We start from the raw sequence: 25,045 nt of genomic DNA on the forward strand, positions 1-25,045 counted from the left end.
TCAGGCCGCTCTTTTGGTGGTTTTTTCTGCCACATGTCGACCGTATCGTTTTAGCGTCAATTGTGTACGCTTAATGTCATTTATCGCGCGCTCTTTGAAAGGTGAAAGGTTCGCCTGGCGGACCGTGCTTGCCTTGTCGGTGCCCACGCGTCTTAGTACAAGATCCCCCAGATAAAATTGGTCTTGGTCATAAAACTCTTTGATGCCCAGTTCGGCAAAATCCGCATTGATCTGTGCCGCTACGCCCACAGTCGCTTCGCGCAACTCCTCAAGCGTCGACTCGATTTCATGCAGCTCTATCGGGAACAGCCCTTCCTCAGCCCGGCTCGCGTCTTCGGCCACTTTCGCCATGGCAAAGGCTTCCCCGACTCCTGGGATGTAGGCCCCGACCGTTCTGGATACCAGTGCAATCGAGTTAGCCATTAATTCATCACCCGTCGCAGGGCGAAACAGATTCCCCTCGGAGTTTCCCGCCAGGCCTAATCCTGTCCGTTCTTTAAGCGTGTCGGCGCTGAACGCGGAAGGATCCGGCACGATGGGCGTGTCGAGTTTCAAGTGGCTCATCAGTTGGGCATACAAGCCGGTACTTTTATCGGCGACTCTGTTGCCTAGAATCATGCCGAACACGCCGCCCGATAAATGTGGATTGGCGTCGGTGAATTCGGGAATGGCCCCGCCAGCGGCGCCTGCGCCATGGAATGACGTGTACCAGCCGGTAGCGCCGTTGCCAATTTGATAGACAAGGTTTTTTAGAATGTTCAACCGGAATGCAGTCGGACGGGAAAGATCAGCGAGCTGTTTGCCCAGGGTGTTCATCTCATGATGGACGCTGGATAGAAACTGGAAACCGCTGACAATTCTATTCTTCAATTCGCTGGGTGTTCTTTGTTTGCCTTGATCATCGAAATAGCTCAGCGGATTGTTCCCGACAAACATATAGAGATTCAGCCCGTCCACCGGGCCTGCCGGGTCCGCACTGATCCAGCGTTGCAACCACGGCGCGTAGTACCGGGCGCCGTAGTAATACAAGCCGCTGACATCCATCTCCTTGCCCGAATAGCGCACAGTCTTGTAACTGACCTCCAACGCCGAACGCGCCGCCATCCAAGCGGTGGCGCCGAACGGGTAATAACCTTCGTGGCTGATCATCTGCGCCTGTTGATCGAGCTCCATCACGCAGGAACCCAAGTGGTCGTCCAGGGTGTAGCGCAATTGATCGTTGTCGATACCGGCCGGTTTACCCGTCACCCAATGCAGACAACGGGCGCTGCCGAAGCCGCCGGCGAGGGTGATGACGTGCAGTTCTTCGCCGTTGTCGCAGGTGCGGATTTCCAGTCCTGGCAGATAGCGCACTTCGTGGAAATGGCTGGTCGTCGACGTGTGAGTTTCTTGGCGTTTGAAGACCCGTGCACCCTGGCTGTAGCGGTAATGCTCTGCGTCATCAGGGTCGCTACCGCCGCGATCGACCCATGTCACCGATGCCAGTTGATCGCGAGCGTTCCACTGCATGCCTTGCCCCGGCTGCAAGGCCTGGAGGTTGCCGTGGGGGTCGAACAATCTGTCGAATTGCGGGTCGGGATCGCCTTCGGTCCAGCGCACGCCACGGTTGCTGACCGGGTCGATGAACATCTGGCGGGTATGGTTGGCGCCTTCGCGCACATGGCTGAGTTTGATCAGATTACCGCCGTGATCGTACTGGTAAGTCTGGGTGTAGTTGCGCCGGTCGTTGGGGTCAGTCGGCTGTGGCAGGCCCGGAACGTCCGAGGGTGGGGCATCGTCGTAGCCGCTGGCGGTGTGCAGTCGGTACAGCGAGTCATAAGTAAATTCGCGGTGGCCATCGACCCGCTGGTTGGCGAAAAACGTCGGTGTGAAGACGTGGTCGAGAATGCGGGTGATGTTGCCTACCCGGTCGTAGAAATATTCGAAGTTTTGCAGCGCCGGCTCGGCGGTGTTTTGCGCTCGCTGCGTGGACAGGCGCCCATCGGCCGGATCGTAGGTCCAGGTGCTGAACACGTCATTGCCGGCGCGTTGCTCGGTGATCTGACCAGTGGCGTTGTACTGCGCGTGTTTCAGAACTGGCTGCCAGTTCAAGCTTCCTTTTATCCGCAGCTGAACCTGCTTGAGCTGCCCGGCAATGTCGTAACGCAATTGCTGCAGGTGATCACCGACATCGGTCTGGCTCAACACCGTGCCGAGCGGGCTGTAAATTCGGCTGCTGCGGTAGGGCTCGCCCTCAAGGGTTCGGGTTTCGCGCAGTGGTTGCCCCAGCAGGCTGTAGCTGTCGAGCCACAAGGTGCCGGAGCGGTCGAGCTGTTCGGTCAGCTGGCCGCGCAGGTTGTGGGCGGGATCGGCCGAGGCGTCCGCATAGATAAAGGTTTCGACGTTTGGCTGGCCGTTTTCCTCGATGGCAATCGGGCGTAACTGAAGGTCATAGGTAGTGCGCCAATGACTGCCGCGTTGGTCCCAACGCTGAAGCGCTTCCCCGGCCACGCCAGGCAGGGTCAAACGCCAACCGGTATCGACGGAGTCGACTTTGAACGGCTCACCGCAAAGGCGGTAGACCGTGGTCAGGTTGGGGATGAACCCGAACAATCGCGGGTCCGATTGCTCGAGCAGGCGCCCGGCGGCGTCGTAGTGCTGGCGAGTGATCAGGGTTTCCAGCGGCCCGCCGATGACCTTGCGCAAGTACTCGGCCTGGCGGATCGGTAAGCCGCGACTATCAATGGCCGTCACATTCGGGGTGCGCCAATGAACCGTCGTTGTCATTGTTTGCCTGCCTTTAGCTCACCTTCAGGCGGAGCAACGTAGGTGTCATTAAAGTCCAGGCTAGTGGTGTACCAGGGATGAATGATTTCAAGCGCGACATCCCCTCGGGCGTTGATGACTTTGTTCGGGCGACCGAGCACGTCGTAAAAGTTCTGATCGTGATGGCCGAACTCACGGAAGGAATGGTCATTGATATAGCGGTGCCCATTGGCGAAGTACGGGCGAAACACTCGCACGGGCAACCCCTTGTTGTTGTATTCCACACGTTCGCTGACGCGCCAGCGCGGATCGGCATGCGCAACCTTTGGTTCGCCGTTTTCAATCACCAGCTCTCCGTTTTCCACGACAAAAGCAGGGCCGGGTTCGACTAATTGTTTGATCTGCAATGGCCGGCCAAAACCATCCACGAAGGCTTTAACGATCTGGATTTGCTGCAGATCATCGTCGTGGTACCGGTCGGCGGTAAGGACAACACTGTGCACTGGTTCGCGGGGAACGGTGTCGATCAGATCGAGCAGCGCCTGTTCAGGTCCGCTCAGGGATTTAAGCCGGGACAGGCGATGACGGGCGCTGGCGCGAACGTGCAGGCTAGGTAGCACGTCACCTTGTGCGATCCACGTGTTGAGCCAGTCAGGTGTCTGCCTGACGGAAACGGGAAGTTCACCCATCCAGCTGAACAGGTCTTTGCGCAATACACTGGCCGCATGTTGCAGGGCGCCTTTCGGATCGTCGATCGCCGGGTCAGGACGATGGTCCTCAGGGCGTACGTGTTCGTCGAGGGGGCGAAAACCGGCCTGTTTGCCGTCTTCGGTTCCATAAAAACTGATGGCCAGTGGTTGTCCGGACGGCTCGTAAAGGGCTTCCTCGACATTGTCATTGGCGTCGATGCTGCGCATGAGTTGCAGCGAGTGATAGTCATATTCGAAACGGGCTTCACACCCATCCGGCTGCTTGATGCTTTTCGGCAGCAGGCAATAGGCATCGTAACGGGCGGTCGTGATGCCGTAACTGGGCGTTTCGTTGTACTCAATCACTTTGAAAAAATTATCGAGTTCGCCGTACTTGGCATAACCATACCGGGACGACCATAGATTTCTCTCCTCGTCCTCCTCCTTGTCTGCCACCTCGTCTACCCCCAGCACCAAGGGCATGGGCAAGTAGCCGATTCTTTCCAGCTCGTCCCGAATAATAAGCGACGGCACTGTGTCGTAGGCTTCCAGTGCGGTCTTGTCCAGTTGTGCAATCTCCAGCGGTGCCCGCAGTGCCTCGAAATCGGCCTTGCCATCGGCAAGCAATGTTCGATCGTCAGTCTTGAGGTAGCGATTGACCGACTGCGTGGTCAGTAGCCTCTGAGCGACCCATTCGGGCGAGGCGTATAGATCGATAAACCGTTCATAGGAGATATCTGCAGGAGTAAGTCCTGCGGGTGCCGCCCCCTTGGGCAAGACCATTGCATTGCCACGTTGCTGATAGGGAAGGCCCAGTTGCCAGCCTTGCAGGTCTTCCTTCAAGTGAATGAACGTGGTTCGTGACTCGCTCAGGTAGTAGGACTGTTGGGCCGGGTCGTGAGCATCCGTCCACCATTTCTTTTCATCAACCTCATCGAACGGCGGTTCGTCATCATCCGGGTTTCTGCGTCGTGCGTAGCTGACCGTAATGGCATGCACAGGCAAACCGAACTCGTCATGACCCAACGTGATTTCATGCCGGCACAGAGGGTCATTCTGGAAGCGTTCGTACTGATAGCTGATCTTTTCCAGCGGCAAGGGCAGCATGATCGGGTAAGTGTCATGGTCGCCCTTTTTGCGCAGCTCGCGGACCTTGTAACGACTTTCCTCCACAGCGAAAGGCACCGCCGTGGCCAGGTCATCGTCGGCGGCGTAGGTCTCCACGCGCAGCACAGAACCGGCGAGGGCGCGGGCGATTTCGTGGGCGGTGGCTTCGTCGGCGGGCGCAACGGGATCATCAAAATGGTCGTTGCGGTGATACTGGCAAAACAACGTGGGCTTCAATGCAAGGGCATCGGGATCACGATTGAAGTAGCCATCGCCTGGCAGATCGATCAGCCGCCCGGTATGGAACCAGGTGCAGACCAGCGCCGGGGCGGTAAAACCGATGTCGTCTGCAGCACGTGCGCCGGTTTCGCTGTCGGTCTGGCGCAGCAGCCCAAAGCCGCGAAACTCGCGGTTCCGGCCATCGTAATAACCCTGAAAATACTGGAAACACTGACTCAGGCGGTTACCGGTGATTTCATCGAGCTGGTTTTGTTGTTTGACCACAGGCACGGGGAACGGCAGGTAGCACACTGGGTTGGTCGCTGGTTTTTCATCCAGCCATTCCTGCGCGGAACTGCGATACATCACCTGCGTACTGCAACCCATGTTGTTGTTGCTGGCCACCAGCATGTAAGGCTTGGCGCTGACGAAATCGTAGCGCCAGTGCCGCGGCGCCATGTGCGGCACGGTCAAGATCAGGCTCGCGCAACCCAGGCCTTGCAGGTCGGCAAGGGTGACCTGGCACAGGTTGTCGTAACGGATGTCGTCAGGCCAAGGGACTGTAACCGGGGTTTGCTCCAGACCATTGCCGCCGTGATTGAAATAGATCTCGAAACCGTCGGACTTCAGATAAATCAGTGCCGGTGCGCCGGAGCCGTCCAGGTCGGCGATGCGCACGCGTGCCACGTCGAATGTTGCGTAGTCGAAGGGCAGGGCACTCATGACAAAACCCTTGCCGAACCGGCCTTGACCGAGGTTCGGCCAGCATTTGATTTCGTCGTGCCGGAGGCGGCACAGCTCGGTCATGTCGCTGCCCAGCAAGTTGCTCAGCATCACCAGTTCGCTGCGTGAGTTGCTGAACAGCGGCAGGCGGTCGGTGTCCGGTTTGTGCTCCACGTCCTGAGCCTGGGCGAAACCGTCCTCCCGCCGATTGGCGTACAGGCGCACGCTTCGCGGGCCGATCAGCGCCATCGAACTGAGCCCATCGCCCATCAAGTCGCCAGACTGTGAAAGCGTGTGGAAGAACTCCACCGGGAACGCCGAAAAGGGAATGAACCCTGACCAGCTGCGATCGGGATTGAGGGTGTGGAAACCGCTCACGCCGGGTGAGGCGAGGATCCAGTCGAGCCGGCCGTCGCCGGTCAGATCGGTCAGCGCCTGATAGGTCGGTTGATAGCGATCGGCCACGGGGATGCGGGTCAGTTCTGTCCATGGGCCATAGTGGATGTCATCGGCCTCCGTCAGCGAGCGCAAGGGTTCGCGGTAATACCAGCTCCGGTCGTAACGACAGATAAATCCGGGCACGCCGTCACCAAACAGATCGACGCATTGGTGGTGCACGCCGTCCTCGATGCCGGGCATGTTTTCGAAGGGGAAGAACGGGCTCGACTGCTGATTGAGTTCGAAGCCTGAGTAGTCGAACTCCACCGGCGGCATGTTTTCCACGGCGCCGCTGGCGTCGTACGCCTGATAGTGCGCCGCCACCAGTTGGGTGTATTCCAGGGGGGTCGTTTGGTATTGCAGCAGCAATCGCCGAACGAGGACCGGTTTTGGGCCCAGCTTCTCTGGGAAATGATGAAACATCAGCACTTGATGGCACAGGCGTCGGGTCCCCAGTTCAAAACCATAGCTGTAGCTGTGGAAGGGGTCGCTGCGCAGTTGCCACTCACCATAACCCTCGCTGGGTTCATCGAACGGCGCCCCGTACAGTGGTTTCTCTTCCAGATCGAGCGTGCGTTCGCCGTAGTCGAACACCAGGTGGAAATGCCAGTCCAGGCTCGCCGGGTTTTCCACGGTCCAGGCATACAAGTCTGTGCTGGCCCGGGCATTGCCGTAACACACCCGGTGCAGGTGACGCTGGGCACGATAGTCGTGCGAGTCATCCGGGTTGTGAGCTTGATCTTCGGGCTTGTAGTCGAAACAGATATGTTCGCCATGGGGGTTCATGCTTTCGAGCAGCAACCACACACCAATACGCGGCGGCGCGTCAGGGTCGTCCGGGTCGACCGGTTCGGCACGGCGCGAAGCATCAGACTTGCCATAGACGTGAAGACTGCCATTGGCCCCGTGCACCAGCCAAAAGGACGGGCTTTCTTTCGGTTGCCAACGCTCGATCAGATCGAACGAACTCTCGACCCGTGGCCAGTAGCGCACCACGCGGTGCTCGCCAATATCGAGCTCGCGGTATTGGGTCTCGATTCTGGAGGTTGGCTTGCCCTCGTCATCCAGTTCGGGCATCAACTCCTCGCCGGCGGGGCCAACCATGATGTCGACGTCGAGGTAATTGGGCACCCCCTTGCTGGTCTGGCGCGTGATGGCACTGGCGCCCAAACGCCAGCCAATACCGAACGGACCGTTACCGGCCTGGCTGTCATAGCTCAGCGCCAGTGCGGGATCGAAACCGCGCCCTCCTGAAAGCGGTAGCGGCAACTCGAACGAGGCACTGCCCGTCACGCCGACCGATCCCCAGCTTTTGCCAATCGTGGCAATGGCAGCACTCTTGGCGATGGAGGGCTCAGTGATGCTCAGGGAGGCTTGATCTTCCATGGGTCTGATCCTGTTTCAGCTTTGCGTCCGCCTGTTGCAACGGTATCGCGTGATGGAGCAAAGCTAACAAGATCAGCAGGCCACGTGACCTGTCAGATATGACAGGTAAGGTCCGTATTTTTAGAACGAATGACGTGGGAAAGTCTGCCTTATATAGCGAATAGTAAAAGGGACACAAAAAAACGGCCGGGCATCTGAGAGATGACCCGGCCGTGGTGGCAGGTTGAGCGCTTACTGCACTTCCACCGCCAGGCTTTCACTGATCTTTTTCTGCCAGATGGCAGGACCGGTGATGTGGACCGACTCGCCCTTGCTATCAACCGCAACGGTCACCGGCATGTCTTTCACGTCGAACTCGTAGATCGCTTCCATACCCAATTCGGCGAACGCCACCACGCGGGATTTCTTGATGGCTTGCGCCACCAGATAAGCCGCGCCGCCGACCGCCATCAGGTAAACGGCTTTGTGGTCCTTGATCGCTTCGATCGCAGTAGGGCCGCGTTCGGATTTGCCGATCATGCCCAGCAGGCCGGTTTGCTCGAGGATCTGACGGGTGAACTTGTCCATCCGCGTGGCCGTCGTCGGACCGGCAGGGCCGACCACTTCTTCGCGCACCGGATCAACCGGGCCGACGTAGTAGATGAAGCGACCTTTCAGGTCCACCGGCAGGGTTTCACCCTTGTTCAGCATCTCGACCATGCGCTTGTGTGCAGCATCGCGACCGGTGAGCATCTTGCCGTTGAGCAGGACGGTTTCGCCCGGCTTCCAGCTCTGCACGTCTTCAGGCGTCAGGGTGTCGAGGTTGACGCGACGGGCCGACGGACCGGCTTCCCAAACGATTTCCGGGTAGGCGTCCAGCGGTGGCGCTTCAAGGGATGCCGGGCCGGAACCGTCGAGCACGAAGTGCGCGTGACGGGTGGCGGCGCAGTTCGGGATCATGCACACCGGCAACGAAGCGGCGTGAGTCGGGTAATCCATGATCTTCACGTCGAGCACGGTGGTCAGACCGCCCAGGCCCTGGGCGCCAATGCCCAGTTGGTTGACCTTCTCGAACAGCTCCAGACGCATCTCTTCGATACGGTTGGACGGGCCGCGCTTTTTCAGCTCGTGGATGTCGATGGATTCCATCAACACTTCCTTGGCCATCACCGCGGCTTTTTCGGCGGTGCCGCCGATGCCGATGCCGAGCATGCCCGGTGGGCACCAGCCGGCGCCCATGGTCGGAACGGTCTTGAGCACCCAGTCGACGATCGAGTCGGACGGGTTGAGCATGGCCATTTTCGACTTGTTCTCGGAACCGCCGCCCTTGGCCGCCACGTCCACTTCCACGGTGTTACCCGGGACGATGGAGTAGTGGATCACGGCCGGGGTGTTGTCCTTGGTGTTTTTACGAGCGCCCGCCGGATCGGCGAGGATCGAGGCACGCAGAACGTTTTCCGGCAGGTTGTAAGCCCGGCGCACGCCTTCGTTGATCATGTCGTCCAGGCCCATGGTGGCGCCATCCCAACGTACGTCCATGCCCACGCGTACGAACACGGTGACGATGCCGGTGTCCTGGCAGATCGGACGGTGGCCGGTGGCGCACATGCGCGAGTTGATCAGGATCTGCGCCATCGAATCGCGAGCGGCCGGCGATTCTTCACGCAGGTAGGCCTCGTGCATCGCCTGGATGAAATCCACGGGGTGGTAATAGGAAATGAACTGCAGGGCGTCGGCAACGCTCTGAATCAGGTCGTCTTGCTTGATCACGGTCATGAGTCGCGCTCCTCTAAAAGACGGGAACATTCAATAAGGTGCTTGCAGCTTGGGTGCATCGGTCGGTTGCAAGCACCTTTCAAGGCACGCCGGGGCTGCTGGCGCGACGCTAAAAAGGCGCGGCAGTATACCGCGCCTCGGTGGCGGGCACACCCGCCGGTAGTCAATCTCGTGGCGAGGGGATTTATCTGTGGCGAGGGGATTTATCCCCGTTCGACTGCGAAGCAGTCGCCCACCCGACACCCGCGGTATACCTGACGCACCGAGGTGCAGCTTCGGGGCGGCTTCGCCACCCTACGGGGATAAATCCCCTCGCCACAGGTCATGGTTTTGACGCCAGTTTTCCGCTCTGAAAATTGAATGGTCATTTATCAGGCACGCCACTACAGTGGCATTCGGTCTGTAGAGTAGGACACTCAAGCAGCCTTCTTTCGCACGGTGAGTCAACGATTGACCCATAACGCCATCCAGCGCTTGTTACTCAAACGCTTTGCCCTCGCAGCCGGCACCTACACCCTGGCTTTATTGCTGCTGTGGCTGGCGTTTTTCACGGGCCATTACGATCAACCCTTGGCCAACGTGGCCATCGGCAGTGCGCTGGTGGTCATTAGCCAGGCAGCGTTGTTCGCGCTGTTTTACAGCGGTTGCAACCTGCGTTTTTCCGACCCCAGCCTGACCGAAGTGCAGGTGTTGCTGGGGCTGGGTTGGCAAACCTGGCTGATCGCCCATCTGGATGAAGCACGCGGCGCGTTCCTGGTGTTCTACGTGCTGATTCTGCTGTTCGGGTTGTTTCATCTTTCGCGCCTGGCCTTTCTCCGGTGCGCGCTGTTGGTGTTCGCAAGTTTCAGCGCCATCACGCTGTGGGAGGGCTACCAGTTCCAGTTACCCGACCCGGCGTTGGCCGCGTTGCAGGTGTGCGTGCTGCTCATCGTGTTGGTCTGGCTGGAGCTTTATGCCCGTTACGTCCAGGCCTCCCGTCAACGCATGCGTCAACGCCGATTTGCCTTACAGGCGCATCAGGACACCCTGCGCGGGATGATGCGCCAGCTCGAAGACCTGGTGGCCACCGACGAACTGACCGGGCTATTCAATCGCCGGCATTTCCTGCGCCTGGCCTCCCGTGAACTGAAAGCCATGGACGCCGATGTCGTGCATGGCCTGGCGCTGATCGACCTCGACCATTTCAAACGGATCAACGATGTCCACGGTCATGCCGCTGGTGATCAGGTGCTGCAAGCCTTTGCCGCCGTGGCCACCGCTTGCTTGCGTGAGGGTGATGTTCTAGCGCGTTACGGCGGTGAAGAATTCGTCTTACTGCTGCCTGATTGCAACGCCGAACGCCTGACCTCTTGTTGCGAGCGGCTACGCATCGCGTTCACGGATGTCGAACTGGTCGGCCTCAACGTCAGCCATATCAGTTTGTCGGCGGGCATGACGTTGCTGGAACTGGGCGACGATCTCGACAATGCCTTGCAGCGCGCCGATCAGGCGCTCTATCGCGCCAAGCGTGACGGTCGTAATCGTTGTGCGGCGGCGTGGGAGAACGTCGATGCCTGAGTTACGGGTCGGCGAACGCCAATGGTCGGTGGCGGCGGGCAGCAATTTGCTCGACGCCTTGAATCAGAACGGCGTGTCTGTGCCCTACAGCTGTCGCGCCGGCAGTTGCCATGCCTGTCTGGTGCAATGTGTACAAGGGCTGCCGAGTGACAGCCGACCCGATGCCCTGAGCGCAGACCAACGTCAGCAAGGCTGGCGCCTGGCGTGCCAGTGTCAGGTGGTCGAGGACTTGCAGGTGCACACCTTCGATCCGCAACAGGACGGTCGCCCGGCCGAGGTGGCGGCTGTCGATTGGTTGAGCACCAGCGTGTTGCGTTTGCGCCTGACCCCCGAGCGTCCTTTACGCTACAGCGCCGGGCAGCATTTGGTGTTGTGGGCGGGCAACGTGGCGCGCCCGTACTCGTTGGCCAGCCTGCCGGAAGAAGACCGGTTTCTGGAGTTCCATCTCGAGTGTCGCCAGTCGGGGGAATTCAGTGATGCTGCCCGTCAATTCAAGATCGGCGACTCGATCCGTCTAGGCGAGTTGCGCGGCGGGGCATTGCATTACGACCTGGACTGGAACGCCCGACCGCTTTGGCTGATGGCCGCCGGTACCGGCTTGGGCCCGTTGTTCGGCGTCTTGCGTGAAGCGTTGCGTCAGGATCACCAAGGCGCCATTCGTGTCATCCACCTGGCCCATGATGCCGAGGAACATTACCTCGCCAAACCCCTGCAAGCCATGGCTGCCAGCCGCCCGAACCTGAGTATCGAGCTGTGGACCCCGGCCGAGTTGCCAGAGGCTTTGGCGCAACTGCGGCTTGTTTCCCGGCAAACCCTGGCCTTACTCTGCGGGGCCCCTGACAGCGTCGACGCCTTTGCCCGGCGCCTGTACCTGGCGGGACTGCCGCGCAACCAACTGCTGGCGGACGTCTTTGTTCTCCGTGGTTGAACGCTGATTTTCGATGCGAGACCCTCCATGACCGATGCCATCCAATTTGAACGCGAACGCGGCCTGCTGACCCTGCGGCTCAACCGCCCCGACAAGAAAAACGCCCTGACCCGCGCCATGTACAGCCACTTGGCCGAAGCGCTGAAACAGGCCGATACCGACCCTGAAATCAATGCAGTGCTGATCACTGGCAGCAGCGAATGCTTCACCGCCGGCAACGATATTGCCGACTTCCTGCAACAACCACCGAGCAACCTCGACAGCCCGGTGTTTCAGTTCATGCTCACCCTGCTCGAATGCCGCAAACCGGTGATCGCCGCTGTGGCCGGTGCCGCGGTGGGAATAGGCACGACGATGTTGCTGCATTGTGATCTGGTGTATGTCAGTCGCGATGCGCGCCTTCGCATGCCTTTCGTCAATCTTGGATTGTGCCCTGAGTTCGGTTCCAGCTTGATCCTGCCGCGTTTGCTCGGGCATGCCAAAGCCGCCGAGTTGTTGCTGCTCGGTGAAGGTTTTAGTGGTGAGCAGGCTGCGCAGTGGGGGATTGCGACTGAAGCGTTGGGCAGTGGCGAAGCGGCGCTGGCCAAGGCGCGGGAGATGGCACTGCGTTTCGAATCGCTGTCGCCGGAAGCGGTGCGCATCAGCAAGCAATTGATGAAAGCCCCGGACCGCGAGCAGCTGCGCAAGGCAATAGAAGAAGAGGGCGCATTGTTCACTCAACGGCTGCGCTCGCCGGAAGCGATTGCGGCGTTGTCGGGGTTTATCAACAAACACTAGCCGATCGTTCCCACGCTCCGCGTGGGAATGCCTCAACGGACGCTCCGCGTCCGCTTTTGGGACGCGGAGCGTCCCGGGCTGCATTCCCACGCAGAGCGTGGGAACGATCACCAAAAAGCCCCGCCATTCACATGGCGGGGCTTTCGTTTTTCAGCGGTCGATCACTCAGACCATCGGGTCGCCAACGTGCAGGATTTTCATCCCGTTGGTGCCGCCGATGGTGTGGTAGCTGTCGCCTTTGGTCAGGATGACCCAGTCGCCTTTCTCCACAACGCCCAATTTAAGCAACTCGTCGATCGCGGCCTGGCTGACTTGTTCAGGTGGCAGCGAAGCCGGGTCGAACGGTACGGTGTAGACGCCACGGAACATGGCCGCGCGGGCCTGGGTTTCGCGGTGCGGGGAGAACGCGTAGATCGGGATGGAAGAGCGGATGCGCGACATGATCAACGGCGTGTAGCCACTCTCAGTCAGCGCGATGATCGCCTTCACGCCCGGGAAGTGGTTGGCGGTGTACATGGCCGCCAGCGCGATGCTCTGGTCGCAGCTTTCGAAGACCTTGCCGATGCGGTGGCTGGAGGTCTTGCTGGTCGGGTGCTTTTCAGCGCCGATGCAGATGCGCGCCATGGCTTGCACCGCTTCCAGCGGGTACAAACCAGCGGCACTTTCCGCCGAGAGCATCACGGCGTCGGTGTAGTCGAGCACGGCGTTGGCCACGTCGGACACTTCGGCGCGGGTCGGCATCGGGTTCTGGATCATCGACTCCATCATCTGGGTCGCGACGATCACAGCCTTGTTGTGGCGGCGTGCGTGCAGAATGATTTTCTTCTGAATGCCCACCAGTTCGGCGTCGCCGATTTCCACACCCAGGTCACCACGAGCCACCATGACGGCGTCGGATGCATTGATCAGCGCGTCGAGGGTTTCGTCGTCGGCCACGGCTTCGGCGCGTTCGATCTTCGCCACCAGCCAGGCAGTACCGCCGGCCTCGTCGCGCAGTTGACGGGCGTATTCCATGTCGGCGGCGTCACGCGGGAAGGACACCGCGAGGTAATCGACTTCCATCTCGGCAGCGAGCTTGATGTCGGCCTTGTCTTTTTCAGTCAGGGCCGGTGCGGTCAGGCCGCCCCCGCGACGGTTGATGCCTTTATGGTCGGACAGCGGGCCGCCGATCAGTACAGTGCAATTCAGCTCGGTGGCATTGGCGGTATCAACGCGCATGACCACGCGGCCGTCGTCGAGCAGCAGCTCGTCGCCTACGCCGCAGTCCTTGACCAGGTCCGGGTAGTCGATACCGACGACGGTCTGGGTGCCTTCGGTCAGAGGATGGCTGGTGGAGAAGGTGAATTGATCACCGATCTTCAGCTCGATCTTCTTGTTGGCGAATTTGGCGATACGGATTTTCGGACCTTGCAGGTCACCCAGCAGGGCGACGAAGCGGCCGTGCTTGGCAGCGAGTTCACGCACCAGCTTCGCGCGAGCCTTGTGCTCGTCGGGGGTGCCGTGGGAGAAGTTCAGGCGGGCGACGTCCAGGCCAGCCAGAATCAGCTGTTCGAGAACTTCCGGCGAGTTACTGGCCGGGCCAAGGGTAGCGACGATTTTGGTGCGACGGACGGACATGCATAGACTCCTGAGTTCAAGCGCTGAGTGAGGCTACTATGGTCCGAAGTTGTAGTCATTGTTCGTTTGCACTACTTATTCGTTTGTTTATTGAACCGAATACTTTTGGTTACCGGCAGCCTGAAGATTTTCGCCAACGGGTCGATACAAAGCTCAAGACAGGAGAACCCCCATGCGATTCGTGCTCATAGCCGTCCTTTTCCTCAGCGTCACGGGCTGCACCCGTTGGTCGATGAACCATCATTTGAATAACGCCTACAGCGCCTATGACCGCGGCAACTGTGAGCAAGTGACGCTCGAATTGTCAAAAGTCGAACGCGCCAGCCGCGCGCGGCCTTATGTGTGGCCGGAAGTGTCGATGCTGCGCGGGTTGTGTCTGGAGCGTCAGAAGCTGTTTGTCGATGCGGCTCAAACCTACCAGTTCATCATGGCGTCTTACCCGCAAAGCGAGTACGCCTACCGCGCCCGCGCCCGCCTGGAAACCTTGCAGTCACTGGGCCACTATCCGCTGCGCAGTGCGGCGGTCGTGCGCCCGACCCGGTTCTGATTAACGGGGCATTCAATGGCTGGCTCACCAGCGCTGGTGAGCTATAGTCGAATAGGTCGGTTTAGAGCCTTGTCTCTACATCGACGTAACACCTGTGATCGGCAGGAGTAAGCGGCAGCGGTTTTTGTGGACTGTCGCACCGGGATCGGGGAGAGCGCGCCTTTGTCTATGCCTTTCTGTAAGAAATAGAAGCAGAAATAGAAGCAGGCCCGTTCCGAAGCATTAGTGCGGCCCTGCTTAAGGGCCTTGCTGGGCCAATTGCGCATGTTCACTGACCGCCGGATCGAGCGGCATCAATTGCCGTATTTTCTAAGAGTGTTCAACAGCGTCACCGACAAACCCATCGGTTTTCTGGGCAACGTGTCCGAAGACGGGCTGATGCTGATCAGTCAGTTGCCGATGATGATCGGCGCCGATTTCGATTTGCGCCTGAAAATCCCCGCCAGCGATGGCTGCATGCAGGTCATTGATCTTCAGGCGTGTTGCCTGTGGTGCCATGAAGACACGACCCCTCACCACTATGACGCCGGGTTCAGCCTGCAACGGGCACCGACGGAGTATGGGCAATTGGTGAGTGCGCTGAAGCAGTACTTCAGTTTTCAGCCGTTGCCTGCTTCGGCCTGAAATTCTGCGGCGCCGTTGCAATCGCCATCGCGAGCAAGCTCGCTCCCACAGTGGTTAGCGTTGTTCACAAAAAAAGTGTGTTCACCGCAGAAACCTGTGGGAGCGAGCTTGCTCGCGATGGCGTCAGTCCAGACGACCGAGATCTAAAGTCTAAGCCGTAGCAATCGCCTGCTCGTTCTCCAGCGACTTCTCCACCAGCAACAGCCCCAACTCACTCAACTGATAAATCGCCATCGCCAGGTGACGCGGTTTGTCGTCCAGGCTTTCGGCCAAATCCAACAGCAGAATGCTGACCGACGAAAAGGTTTCGTAGGTCTGGATGGCAATGGCTTCGGGGTTGGCATCGGGGGCGACGGTGAACATGTTCATGGCACGGTCCTGGGATGAGCGCAGCGGTTTGATGTCGGGTTTGAGGTAATGGTCCAGCGCCTTGTTGGCGGCGGCGTGGAGTTTTTTTGAATCGAGGGTGGCGTAGGGGGAAACCGCGTCGGTTTCGGGGGGTGGATTTGGTGTTGGTTTGATCATTGCCTAACTTCCTTCAAGTTGGGCCATCACCGTTCGCGACTAAACGAAAGGCGGCAGCTGTAAGCAGGTTAGTCGACCGGGGAAGTAAGGCTTTTTCCGGCGCGCCCGGAGGCGCCCTGCTCACAGCCACCATCGAGTGCGGGGATAGGGAATACCCGACTGGATGATGCGTTTGCAAACCTTACCCTGCCCCGGGCGACTAAACCCGATCGCTGATTGGCAGCGACGCGGATCAAGTTACGGGGCAACGCCAAGGCGCACAAGCCGGCGGATTCTGGCGGATGTGTAGTCCGTTGCGCAAGGCGTTCTAGTCACTCGATCGCGCCATGGAATCGACGGATACCGTTCGTCCGGACTGTCACATCTGACAGGTGCTGGATTCGGCGAACTGGCATTCAATGATTTCAAAGAATGTTTACAACTAATTGTCTGATCGTGAAAGTCACGGAGCTAATCATGGCCAAAAAATATGACACCGAAGATAAACTGAGCGGCGACTCCGCCGAAGAAAGGGAAGGTGCCGGCATCGTTGAAAACACGCCTGAAAGAGTTGAACAGCCAGACGTGACTAATGTGGATTCAACGCTGAACTTGCATCCCAAGGCTCTCATTGTCCCAAAACCTGATCACATAATTACTTGCAAGCGTGGGGCCGTGATCGTAGGCGAAATGTTCTCGGCGAGTGATGTCGAACTGCACTTTTATGACAAAAATAGTAATAAATATAAAGAGCTGTTTGTGAAAAATGGGAATGGGCAGTTCAGTTACACCACGGATTTCGACATGCCAGAAGGCCGAAACGCAATCCATTACAGGGGTTGGTCTATAGGTAATCCAGCACTTTGGTTCGACTCTGGGTGGTTTGTAGCCATAGATCCGGTAACTATTAATCCACCCGGAGGAAATTTCTATTCCCCTTACCCGACCATCACAGGCCGGGCGAAAGCAGGCGCTACGGTGAACGTCTGGATTCACAAGGGAGCGGCGATTAGTGGCACGACTACCGTGTCCAGTACTGGGAATTGGTCGTTAAATATGACGACTGCGTTATCGGATGGACAGCATCAAATTACGGCTAAACAATCTTATAGTGGTTCGCTCGGCGAGATGTGGTCCTCAGTTATTAGTATTTCGGTTGTACAAGGTTCCCCTCTTATTTATTCACCCGTAAACAATACTGTAATAAACGTTTCAAAACCTTCCGTTTCCGGGAGGGGCACGCCCGGTAAATCAATTAAGCTTCATGAAGCTGCATCCAGTGCCCCTGATTATGGTTCAGTGCAAGTCCCGACCAACGGGCAGTGGACTCTGACGCTGACCAGAGACTTGCCGGAAGGTAGGTTCACCATGGTAGCCAAGCAGGTTTCTAGTAATGGCGCCGTAGAGTCGAGCCCCACAGTTACCGTCACCGTAAAAACAAAACCTTTGACCCCTGTGATTACCGCCCCCCCAGCAAACTCAGTACAAAACTCGCCATTTACGCTCTCCGGGACAGGTGGAGAGGCGGGGGCTATTATCAAGGTTTTTCGGGATTTGACAGAGGTAGAGGTCGGTCGAAGTACACCGTTGGCGGGTTCTACTTGGTCTGCGCCCATTACATTGCAGCCTGGGCTGATGTCTATTGCTGCTTCACAGACCCTCGGCGGGAAGGAATCACTGCGCAGTCCTCCTCGCACGTTCAAAATTCCACCACCTGCATTAACAGCCTTTAGTGCCGCTGATACCGCAACCGCGGTGACTTTTTCCGGCGCCGGTTACGGCGGTGCCACGGTCGAGATCAGCAAAGTCAGCGGGCCCGGGACGACGGTGCCGCTTCCCGCACCGGTGACCGCCGGCAAGTGGCAAACAACGGCGACATTGCTCCCGGGCATCTACATTTTTAATGCCAGACAGAGTATCTCCGACGGCGGCAGTGGGCGTATTGACTCGATTTGGTCTCCTAATCAAACCGTCAATGTCCCCACCCCGCCGCCCACCGGTATGTCAGCCGTGGTCAATGGTCAGAAGGGAACCTTCTCCGGGAGAGGACGGCAGTGGGGGACGGCTATAGTCGCGATCGAAATTCGCCACAAAGCGGCCCTTCTGCCAGGTGTGCCACACGTGGACGTGCAGGCCAATCTCAACTGGACAGTCACCGCCACGGCGGATCATGCGCCCGGTACTTACGTCCTCACCGCGCGGCAATGGGTGAACAATCAGTGGTCAGCCGACAGTGCCACGTTTTCCATGATCGTGGCTTCCCCGGCTCCCGTATTTACCAAGCCCACGAACGGAGCAATCACCGGGCAACTTCCGCAAATCTCGGGGTCCGCCTGGGCAAATTCCGCAATCGCTTTGAAAATCTCCGGCAAACCCGATGTGCAGCTGACGGCTACCGGAGGCACGTTTATCCTGAACGCCGCCGAAAACTGGGCACCGCGCACGTATACGCTCCAGGCAACGGCGGTGTTCGGCGGCCAGACCTCTTCCGTCGGGAGTCGAACCTTTACCGTCAAACCCCCAAAACCGATAGTTTCCACGCTACCTGGCGCCGAGGTCGGGCTAGTAGCGATCATCGAGGGCCAGGGTTGGGAAGGTTGCTGGGTCTTTATTTATTCGGCTACCCATTTGGAGTTGGCAGTCACACAGGTGGGTGCAGACAAGCAGTGGACGGCGGAGCTGGCGGAGCGCCAACCTGGCGACCTGACCTTTTACGCCAAGCAGAAGGAGACGGGCAGCAGCCTCAACGTGTCGGACAACACGGCGAACATCACCGTCAAGGTTCGCCTGGCACCGCCGGTGATCCTGGTGCCTGCAGAAAACGGCAGGCCGGCGCGTGAATCGGTGTTCAGTGGCAGCGCTGACCCATTGTCTGCCGTTGAGCTGTATCACGAAGGTGAGACGCTACCCTTTTTGAAAGATATCCGTGTGAATGAGGACGGCAAGTGGGAGGCGAATGTAACGTTGCCGGCCGGAGGGCCGATCACCGTGATCGCCAAGGTTCGCAAGGGACTTGTACTGAGTGCACCGTTCCCGCGGATTGTCACGGTGGTGCCGGCACCGCCGGTGATTGATACGCCTTCGGGTGGTGAGCTGGTTGGCCGCAGGTTGAGGATTTCCGGGTTCGGTTATCCAGGGGATAAGGTACGGATCGACAGGCGAGGAAATTACAGCAACATCGGCAATGTAGACGTGACAGAAAACGGCACCTGGTATGCAGACATTGCTCACGGTAGTACGGAGACCGTCGGTATCAGCGTTCTTGCACAATTAGGTTCTCTTGATTCGCTCTATTCACCAACAATCACCATGGCCGTCCTCGTAGGGCCCCCCGAAATCACCGATCCCCAGGCCGAAGATTGGGTCGGTCTGCGGCCGCTGTACAGTGGCCGTGCCGCACCGGGCGCCAGTATTACCGTTGCATCGTCGTTCAATGCTGACGATGTGCTGGCCCCTTCGACAGAGGCCGATGCCCTCGGACTATGGGCGGTGACGGGTAACAAGGATCTTCCCGTCGGCGAGGCAAGGGTGCAGGTGTGCCAGACCCTTGAGGGCAGAAGATCGGAGTGGGTGCTGAGCGGGCGGTTCATGGTTGAGCGCATGGCTGCCGGGGTCGAAATTCCTCCCATTGACTTCCCAATGGTGGGGCAAGAGGTTGGGCGGTATCCGATGTTTTCGGGTACGGGAGTGCCTGGGGCTGAAGTGACCATCATCACCGCTTTCAATGCAGGGGATGTGTTGGGCACTGCATTGATCGATCGCCACGGTAAGTGGGCATTGCGGTCAGAAAAAGAGCTGCCGGTGGCGCAAACTCTTTACAGCTATTCGGTGCGACAGTGTCGCGACAATGTCTGCTCGGTGTGGTCGCCGCCGGGTCTCACGATCAAGGTGATCCAGGTGCCAGCCGGGTTTACCCCTCCCAATATTGAGCTGCCGGACGATGATGAGGCGCAAGTGCTCGAACGGCGACCGATGTTCGCCGGCACGGGTATGCCTGGTGCAGAGGTCAAGGTCCATAAAGCTCAGGCCGCTACTGTTTATGCCACTGCAAGAGTGGATGCAGAAGGCAAATGGTCGGCTCGCTGCGAAGTGGAACTGCCCGTTTTGGATGTCCCTCATGTGCTCCAGGCCCAGCAGACCATGGATGGGCAGGACTCGACTTTTATGGGGACTGTGAGGCGGTTCAAGGTCGCCGGAAAAATAGCACCCCCGGTTTTTGTCAGCCCTTCCGAAGGGGCTCATGTGCCCATTAACGCGGTAATCCGAGGCACAGCAATGCCGGGGGCGGAAATACGGCTTTACCAGTCAGGAAATCCCAACAAGATAGTGGGCGCAGGAATCACCGATGAACAGGGGCACTGGGTGCTGGTGACAGGGCCACTTCCGGTGGGGGCATACCAAGTGACGGGTAAAGGGTTTAAAGGTGAGTTAGTGTCCGGCTGGATGGCGGCGCGTAAGTTCACAGTGTTCGAAGCAGGCTGACATCAGTCCGAATCTCCGGCCCTCCTACGAGGGCCATTTTTTTATCCCGCTTATCCAATCCAACGTACCTGAAATTCCGACCAGCGGTCGCAAAACCTGTCAGATATGACAGTAGATCCACCCGGCTCTTCGAGCGTTAAATCAACCAAACGATTGCAGCGCCACCCCGCTAACGGAATCTGGCACCTTTTTCTTGCCTGAAGGGAACACACAGCAATGAATGCATCTGATAGGCGTCCGGTTCACCAGTTAATCAGGGTTGTGTTGGGCGAGGAGCGGATCGGTGTGAACTCGCCTCTGCTTGCCTTCATCGAGGAAAATCCCAGCGTATTCGAGTTGATCAAACTGCGGCCTGCCCAATTGCAGGGGTTGGGCTTGAGCCGCGAGGAAGCCCGCGTACTTCTGGCCCGTGGCAACGCACTCGCTGTGCACATCGCGCGATTTTTCCGTGAGCGTATTGCGCGCGGGGCCATGACGCGACCTGACGAAAAAGCGTTGGCGTCGTTGCCCTCCTACCTGGATCTGTTCAACCCGGATGTCTATGCCAGCGCCCCGGCAGGCAGCATCGAAAACACCGCTTCGACCACCGCCTACCTGGTCGCGTTGCGCGAATGGGTGCGCGACGCGATCGTGGATCAAGCTGACCCAACCACCGCGTTGCCACTGGATCTGCGTCGGCCGGATGTGGACATGCTGGTGATCAATGAAATGGCTGTCAGCCGGCAAGAATCCCGTCTGGAAATTCTCAACTCGGTACTCGAAGCGCAGATCAGCAAGAAACTCGGTATCAGCGACGTCAAGGCCTACTTGCGCACCTGTCGCTTCCATAACGGTCTGCCCTACGACCATGACTGGGAAAGCATCACGCATGTGGCGGGCAAGGCCGTCAAGGATGGTGTGCTGGGTGACGTGGTACGCCGGGTCGACCTGGACTATCCCTATTTCAAGAACCCGGGTGCCCGAGGGCAACGCGCCGATGCAGCCCAGCAACTGAGCAGTGGAATCGGGCCTCTGCAGTTGTCGTTGTTGCTGGAAAGTCCGTATTTTCCGCTCAATGCTCAGCAGGCCAAAGCGCCGCTCTCAAGAGTGAACCCACGGACCCGGCTGATCGACCCGACCCCTCAGGTGTCCGTCGAAAATTTCTACCGGCAAAATTTCGGCCAGGAGGCGGTGGAGTTGGCCAGCCTTCGCTGGCTGCGGATTTTCAGTCAGGCGACCCGGCTTGACCCGCGTGGGGTCGATGCCTTGCTGGGACATGGGCCTTTCACACCCGCGCTGTCTGCCAATGCGCCTACATTCGGGCACCCTGACGATCCGAAAACAGGTGTTGATTCGGGCGCCATCTATATCCATGGCGGCGAGGCGCCTGCGATTGATTTGATCCGGGACGCCATAGGGAAGCAGTTTCAGTTGTACCACGTGGGCGAGAGCGGTTCGGGGCTTCTGGCCCATCGTATGGACCGCATCAATCGCAAGTGCCGCCTCGATCGCATGCTGAAGCTGCCAAGCCATCAGGTTGATCAGTTGCTCATCGCCGCAATGCGTGCCGAGGGTCGCGCCACAGGGGAGAAATTGACCTGGATTACCACCAACACCCTGCGCTGCCTGGGGGTGTTCAAAGAGCTCAATACCCGCTATGGCTGCGAAGCCGAAGAATTCGCGGCACTCGTCGATGTGTTGTCGGTGTACGGCCAGGACGGGCAGCCGTCGCAATTCGATCGTGTCTACAACGTGCAGGCGCTCTACGACGAGCCTTTGCGTATCGATGACGTCGAGTTTGCGATTACGCCGCGTGACAAGGCCGAGCAGCAGACGGTGCATCAGATTTGCAATGCGCTGGATATCAACTTCGAGACGTATCGGTTCCTGGCCATCGTCATCGCGAGGGCGTTTGGCTTTACCACGCACCTGTCTCGCAGCCTGAAGGTCTTTACCAGTTTCTGGCGGCTGGTACGCCTGGCTCGAATGTTCAAATTGTCGCCCATCGAGGCAACGGCATTACTGCAAACCCTGAGTGATGGCGAAGGCCTCGTTTCCCGGTTGGCCGGCGAGCCGATCGTATTGAGTAATGGCCTGGAAGATGGTGCCGATGCACTCAGCACCATTCGGGGCTTGATGGAGTGCGCGATCTGGTCCAAGGACTATGATTTGCCGGCGTTCTGGTTGGTGCAAAACGTCAATCCTGTTTATGTTCCAACTGTCTGGACCCAGGGGCAGGAACAGTTCCTGAGGCAGTTGCGCAATCAGGTGTTGCCGGTTCTCCTGGACCAGGCCACGTTACTGGAAGAAGGCGCCCCGCTGCGGGACAAAAATCAGGCGCTGATTGACTGGTTGCAGCGTCTGGAAAACCTGGTGGATGAAAACGGGTTGGTGGTCGGACGGTATGACGAAACCGAGCAACAGTATCTGGACCGTGCCGACGCTGCGATCAGGGCGGTCGTCGACGACGTCACCGAGAATGATGAAGCGCTGCGTGAGCGTGTGCGCGGCATCATCAGGTCGATCCTGTTGCGTTGCCGGGACGAACAGCGGACGGTCGTCGAGGAAGGCATCGCAGTTTATCTGAAACTCGATTCGTTGCTGGCAGCGCAGGTCATGCGTTGGTCAAAGGGCCACACCTACGACTTTTTGCACAAGGCCATGTCACTGATCGGCGTCAAGTCACCTCTGGCCGCGTTGCAGACTGACGCCGATCCATTCCTGACAATGCTCGCAGAGCTTGAGCGGCGCGGGCGGATTGCCGACAAGCTGGGTCTGAGCCCGCAGATGCTCGGCACACTTCTGACGGGCGAGCAGTACCTGTGGTTCAGCCTCAGGGATCGTTTTGAGATTTCCATACAGACGGTGTACTACTTGACGTTTTACAGCCGAATGATCAGTCGCACAGGGCAGCCTGAGGAGAAGGTGCTGGACTACCTGCGTCAGGTCAATCAACTGCCCGACGACATGAGTGAGGACGGACTGCGGCTGGCCCGCGATGCGGCCGCCGACAAGTTGGCGACGTATTTTGGTTGCGGGATCAAGCATGTGCTCGAATGCGTCGAACACATCAGCCTGCAAACCGCAGACGACCCCTCGCCGACCTGGCCGATCCTGAGCAATCTGAACCATTTTGATTTGCTGCTGCACACCTTGGAGCTCGCCAGCAACGGGATGGATGCCACCGCTGCGTTTTCCATGGGGACCCTTTATCCGCTCGACAGCGAAAGCAACTATGCCAGCGCCGCGCGCAACGCACTGGAAAGTCTTGCCAGATTCGTTTCGCTGACCACCGTGCCGGATTCGGCAGAGGTCGGCCAGAGCGTGTCCACGCGTTGCGTCGTGGACAACCCGAGACTGATTGCGAACCTGACGCAAGAGGTCGCGGAGTTCGAATGCACCCTGCTTGATTTCTATGAACAACCGCTCAAAGGCGTTTATATCAACTGGGTCACCGATATCGGCGCGATCCTCACACCTTCGACCCGCACCGATGAGCACGGGCGGGCTTGGGCTCTGTTGCAGGCGGGTGGGCGAGTGGGTACCGCGCATGTTTCATTCAGTCTGCCGTTGTATGAACCCGTCTATGCACCCTCGGTGGTGATCGACTGCGATGAGGCGACGTTGTATTTCGGTATTCCGTTCATGTCGCCGCTGCCTGAGCATCCAATTTTGGCTGGGTATCAGGCAGAGCAAGAGGTGTCTGCCCGGATGCTTGACCGGTACGGCAATCCGGGTGCTCTGCGAAAAGTGGAGTGGTTTACGACAAACGGTGAAATCCGGCCAAGCGAAACGTTTACCGATAAAGACGGTTACACCCGAGTGTGGGTTTCCAGCCTGTCACCAGGTAAGGCCGAAATTGCGGTGGCCGATGAACGCGGGGCCCAGGTCTGGTTCAACGGCGCTATCGAGTTTGCCGATAAACCACGAATTATTGATCAGCCATTCGCCGTCAGTGTGGCGGTGACCGGCCAACCCCTGACGGTACGCTGCCGGGTCGTTGGGCTTGACGGTGCGCCCGTCGCAGACCAGACGGTTACATGGTGGACCAGTGCTGATTCTGCAAAAATCCCCAAACCCAGCGATGAAAACGGACATTCCGACTTCTCGGTGGCCGCTCCTGCGCTCGGCGACCTGACGTTCTTCGCGCAACTGGACACTGATCCGGTTGTTGAATTGACGGTATGGGTCGCTAAGGACGCCGTCATCCAGAACGCGTCCACAGACAAGCACTTCCCAATCGTGGGTGGCCGGCCGACGCTGTTGTGGGTCGACGTGAAAGAGTTAAATGATCCGCAGGCGAAACCGCTGGCCAATTACCCGGTGCAGTGGGAGCTCACGTCGCAGTCATCCAGCGGTACGGTTCAGCAGACGCCCATTTCAACGGATGCGCAAGGGCGCTCGGTCTTTGCGTTCGAGCCGCTGACAGAGGGAAGTTACCTGTTGACCGCGGCATTGACGCACCACGCGGGCCAGACCAGAACTTTCACGCTGACGGTACTTGAAGCCTTTGAATGGCAGGTCACCCTGGTGACCAATCCCGGTGAGGCCGATGAGGCCAGAGATCCGATCAACCCCCGCAAGGACAAGCTCAATCTGCTCAGAAACGGTAAATACCGGCTTGAATTCCTGCCGGCCAAACCAGAGCCGCTAGCGGGTAGTGCCGGTGCGTTGGGATGGAGTTCCGAATACACCACCACCGCACTGCAAATGCTGTTCAGCCCGCCCTTGGCCACGCGCACCGACTTCGAGTCTGGCCAGCCATGGACGGTGAATATCGGCATCGGCGACGTCAGGAACGGCAATTTCCAATTGCATCTGCACTGTGACCTGCTGAGTGAAGTGCTGGTGCTCGAAGGCAGCTTGAACAAGCGGCCGCCCGTACTGCGTGAGCCCGGAAAACCTCGTCATCGAATTATCTGAGCCGCACCGCAGGCCGGTCGGAACATCGCACAGCATAGGGGTCAA

General features: G+C 58.6%; 12 protein-coding genes. 7 read left to right on the plus strand and 5 right to left on the minus strand.

Annotated elements, in window-relative coordinates; genetic code table 11:
- From ACYZTR_RS06965 to ACYZTR_RS06975, 3 genes are all read right to left on the minus strand, one after another.
- Positions 1-2,766 (minus strand): RHS repeat-associated core domain-containing protein, encoded by a 2,766-nt coding sequence (locus ACYZTR_RS06965; RefSeq protein WP_461977544.1) that lies wholly within the window; start codon positions 2,764-2,766, stop codon positions 1-3.
- Entirely contained in the window at positions 2,763-7,307 is a 4,545-nt protein-coding gene (locus ACYZTR_RS06970; RefSeq protein WP_461977546.1) for a SpvB/TcaC N-terminal domain-containing protein, read from the minus strand. The genes ACYZTR_RS06965 and ACYZTR_RS06970 overlap by 4 nt, the downstream gene beginning before the upstream one ends.
- Positions 7,308-7,538: 231 nt before the next feature.
- On the minus strand, positions 7,539-9,062 hold the full coding sequence (locus ACYZTR_RS06975; protein ID WP_057960547.1) for a fumarate hydratase: 1,524 nt from the start codon (positions 9,060-9,062) through the stop codon (positions 7,539-7,541).
- 450 nt (positions 9,063-9,512) lie between these two features.
- On the opposite strand from ACYZTR_RS06975, the gene ACYZTR_RS06980 reads away from it, so the two are divergent.
- From ACYZTR_RS06980 to ACYZTR_RS06990, 3 genes are read left to right on the plus strand one after another with little or no spacing between them, the layout of a single operon-like run.
- Positions 9,513-10,619 (plus strand): GGDEF domain-containing protein, encoded by a 1,107-nt coding sequence (locus tag ACYZTR_RS06980; RefSeq protein WP_461977548.1) that lies wholly within the window; start codon positions 9,513-9,515, stop codon positions 10,617-10,619.
- On the plus strand, positions 10,612-11,547 hold the full coding sequence (locus ACYZTR_RS06985; protein WP_461977550.1) for an iron-sulfur-binding ferredoxin reductase: 936 nt from the start codon (positions 10,612-10,614) through the stop codon (positions 11,545-11,547). The genes ACYZTR_RS06980 and ACYZTR_RS06985 overlap by 8 nt, the downstream gene beginning before the upstream one ends.
- Positions 11,548-11,574: 27 nt before the next feature.
- Positions 11,575-12,324 (plus strand): enoyl-CoA hydratase-related protein, encoded by a 750-nt coding sequence (locus ACYZTR_RS06990; RefSeq protein ID WP_461977552.1) that lies wholly within the window; start codon positions 11,575-11,577, stop codon positions 12,322-12,324.
- A 165-nt stretch (positions 12,325-12,489) separates the two neighbouring features.
- On the opposite strand, the gene pyk is transcribed toward ACYZTR_RS06990, so the two are convergent.
- Positions 12,490-13,941: a pyruvate kinase gene (gene pyk, locus ACYZTR_RS06995; RefSeq protein WP_461969113.1), complete on the minus strand. Its 1,452-nt coding sequence runs from the start codon at positions 13,939-13,941 to the stop codon at positions 12,490-12,492.
- A gap of 172 nt (positions 13,942-14,113) precedes the next feature.
- On the opposite strand from pyk, the gene ACYZTR_RS07000 reads away from it, so the two are divergent.
- Together ACYZTR_RS07000 and ACYZTR_RS07005 are read left to right on the plus strand one after the other, a co-directional pair.
- Entirely contained in the window at positions 14,114-14,488 is a 375-nt protein-coding gene (locus ACYZTR_RS07000; protein ID WP_461977554.1) for a tetratricopeptide repeat protein, read from the plus strand.
- Positions 14,489-14,752: 264 nt separating this feature from the next.
- Entirely contained in the window at positions 14,753-15,112 is a 360-nt protein-coding gene (locus ACYZTR_RS07005) for a PilZ domain-containing protein (protein ID WP_461977556.1), read from the plus strand.
- A 150-nt stretch (positions 15,113-15,262) separates the two neighbouring features.
- Here ACYZTR_RS07005 and ACYZTR_RS07010 read toward each other — a convergent pair whose 3' ends face one another.
- Positions 15,263-15,637 carry a DUF6124 family protein gene (locus ACYZTR_RS07010; protein WP_461977558.1) on the minus strand — a complete coding sequence of 125 codons (375 nt, stop codon included), beginning with the start codon at positions 15,635-15,637 and terminating at the stop codon, positions 15,263-15,265.
- A 456-nt stretch (positions 15,638-16,093) separates the two neighbouring features.
- Between ACYZTR_RS07010 and ACYZTR_RS07015 the strand changes: the two genes are divergently transcribed.
- Entirely contained in the window at positions 16,094-20,098 is a 4,005-nt protein-coding gene (locus tag ACYZTR_RS07015; RefSeq protein ID WP_461977560.1) for an Ig-like domain-containing protein, read from the plus strand.
- Positions 20,099-20,383: 285 nt separating this feature from the next.
- Positions 20,384-25,000, plus strand: coding sequence for a Tc toxin subunit A (locus ACYZTR_RS07020; RefSeq protein ID WP_461977562.1), 4,617 nt, complete (start codon positions 20,384-20,386; stop codon positions 24,998-25,000).
- The last annotated feature ends 45 nt before the right edge of the window (positions 25,001-25,045 follow it).

The sequence above is a fragment of the Pseudomonas sp. Hz4 genome, from assembly GCF_054898165.1.

What these genes read in the sequence shown, in the direction of transcription:
- ACYZTR_RS06965 (WP_461977544.1), bottom strand. Translation starts at nt 2,766, where the DNA reads ATGACAACGACGGTTCATTGGCGCACCCCGAATGTGACGGCCATTGAT.
- ACYZTR_RS06970 (WP_461977546.1), bottom strand. Translation starts at nt 7,307, where the DNA reads ATGGAAGATCAAGCCTCCCTGAGCATCACTGAGCCCTCCATCGCCAAG.
- ACYZTR_RS06975 (WP_057960547.1), bottom strand. Translation starts at nt 9,062, where the DNA reads ATGACCGTGATCAAGCAAGACGACCTGATTCAGAGCGTTGCCGACGCC.
- ACYZTR_RS06985 (WP_461977550.1), top strand. Translation starts at nt 10,612, where the DNA reads ATGCCTGAGTTACGGGTCGGCGAACGCCAATGGTCGGTGGCGGCGGGC.
- ACYZTR_RS06990 (WP_461977552.1), top strand. Translation starts at nt 11,575, where the DNA reads ATGACCGATGCCATCCAATTTGAACGCGAACGCGGCCTGCTGACCCTG.
- pyk (WP_461969113.1), bottom strand. Translation starts at nt 13,941, where the DNA reads ATGTCCGTCCGTCGCACCAAAATCGTCGCTACCCTTGGCCCGGCCAGT.
- ACYZTR_RS07000 (WP_461977554.1), top strand. Translation starts at nt 14,114, where the DNA reads ATGCGATTCGTGCTCATAGCCGTCCTTTTCCTCAGCGTCACGGGCTGC.
- ACYZTR_RS07005 (WP_461977556.1), top strand. Translation starts at nt 14,753, where the DNA reads ATGTTCACTGACCGCCGGATCGAGCGGCATCAATTGCCGTATTTTCTA.
- ACYZTR_RS07010 (WP_461977558.1), bottom strand. Translation starts at nt 15,637, where the DNA reads ATGATCAAACCAACACCAAATCCACCCCCCGAAACCGACGCGGTTTCC.
- ACYZTR_RS07015 (WP_461977560.1), top strand. Translation starts at nt 16,094, where the DNA reads ATGGCCAAAAAATATGACACCGAAGATAAACTGAGCGGCGACTCCGCC.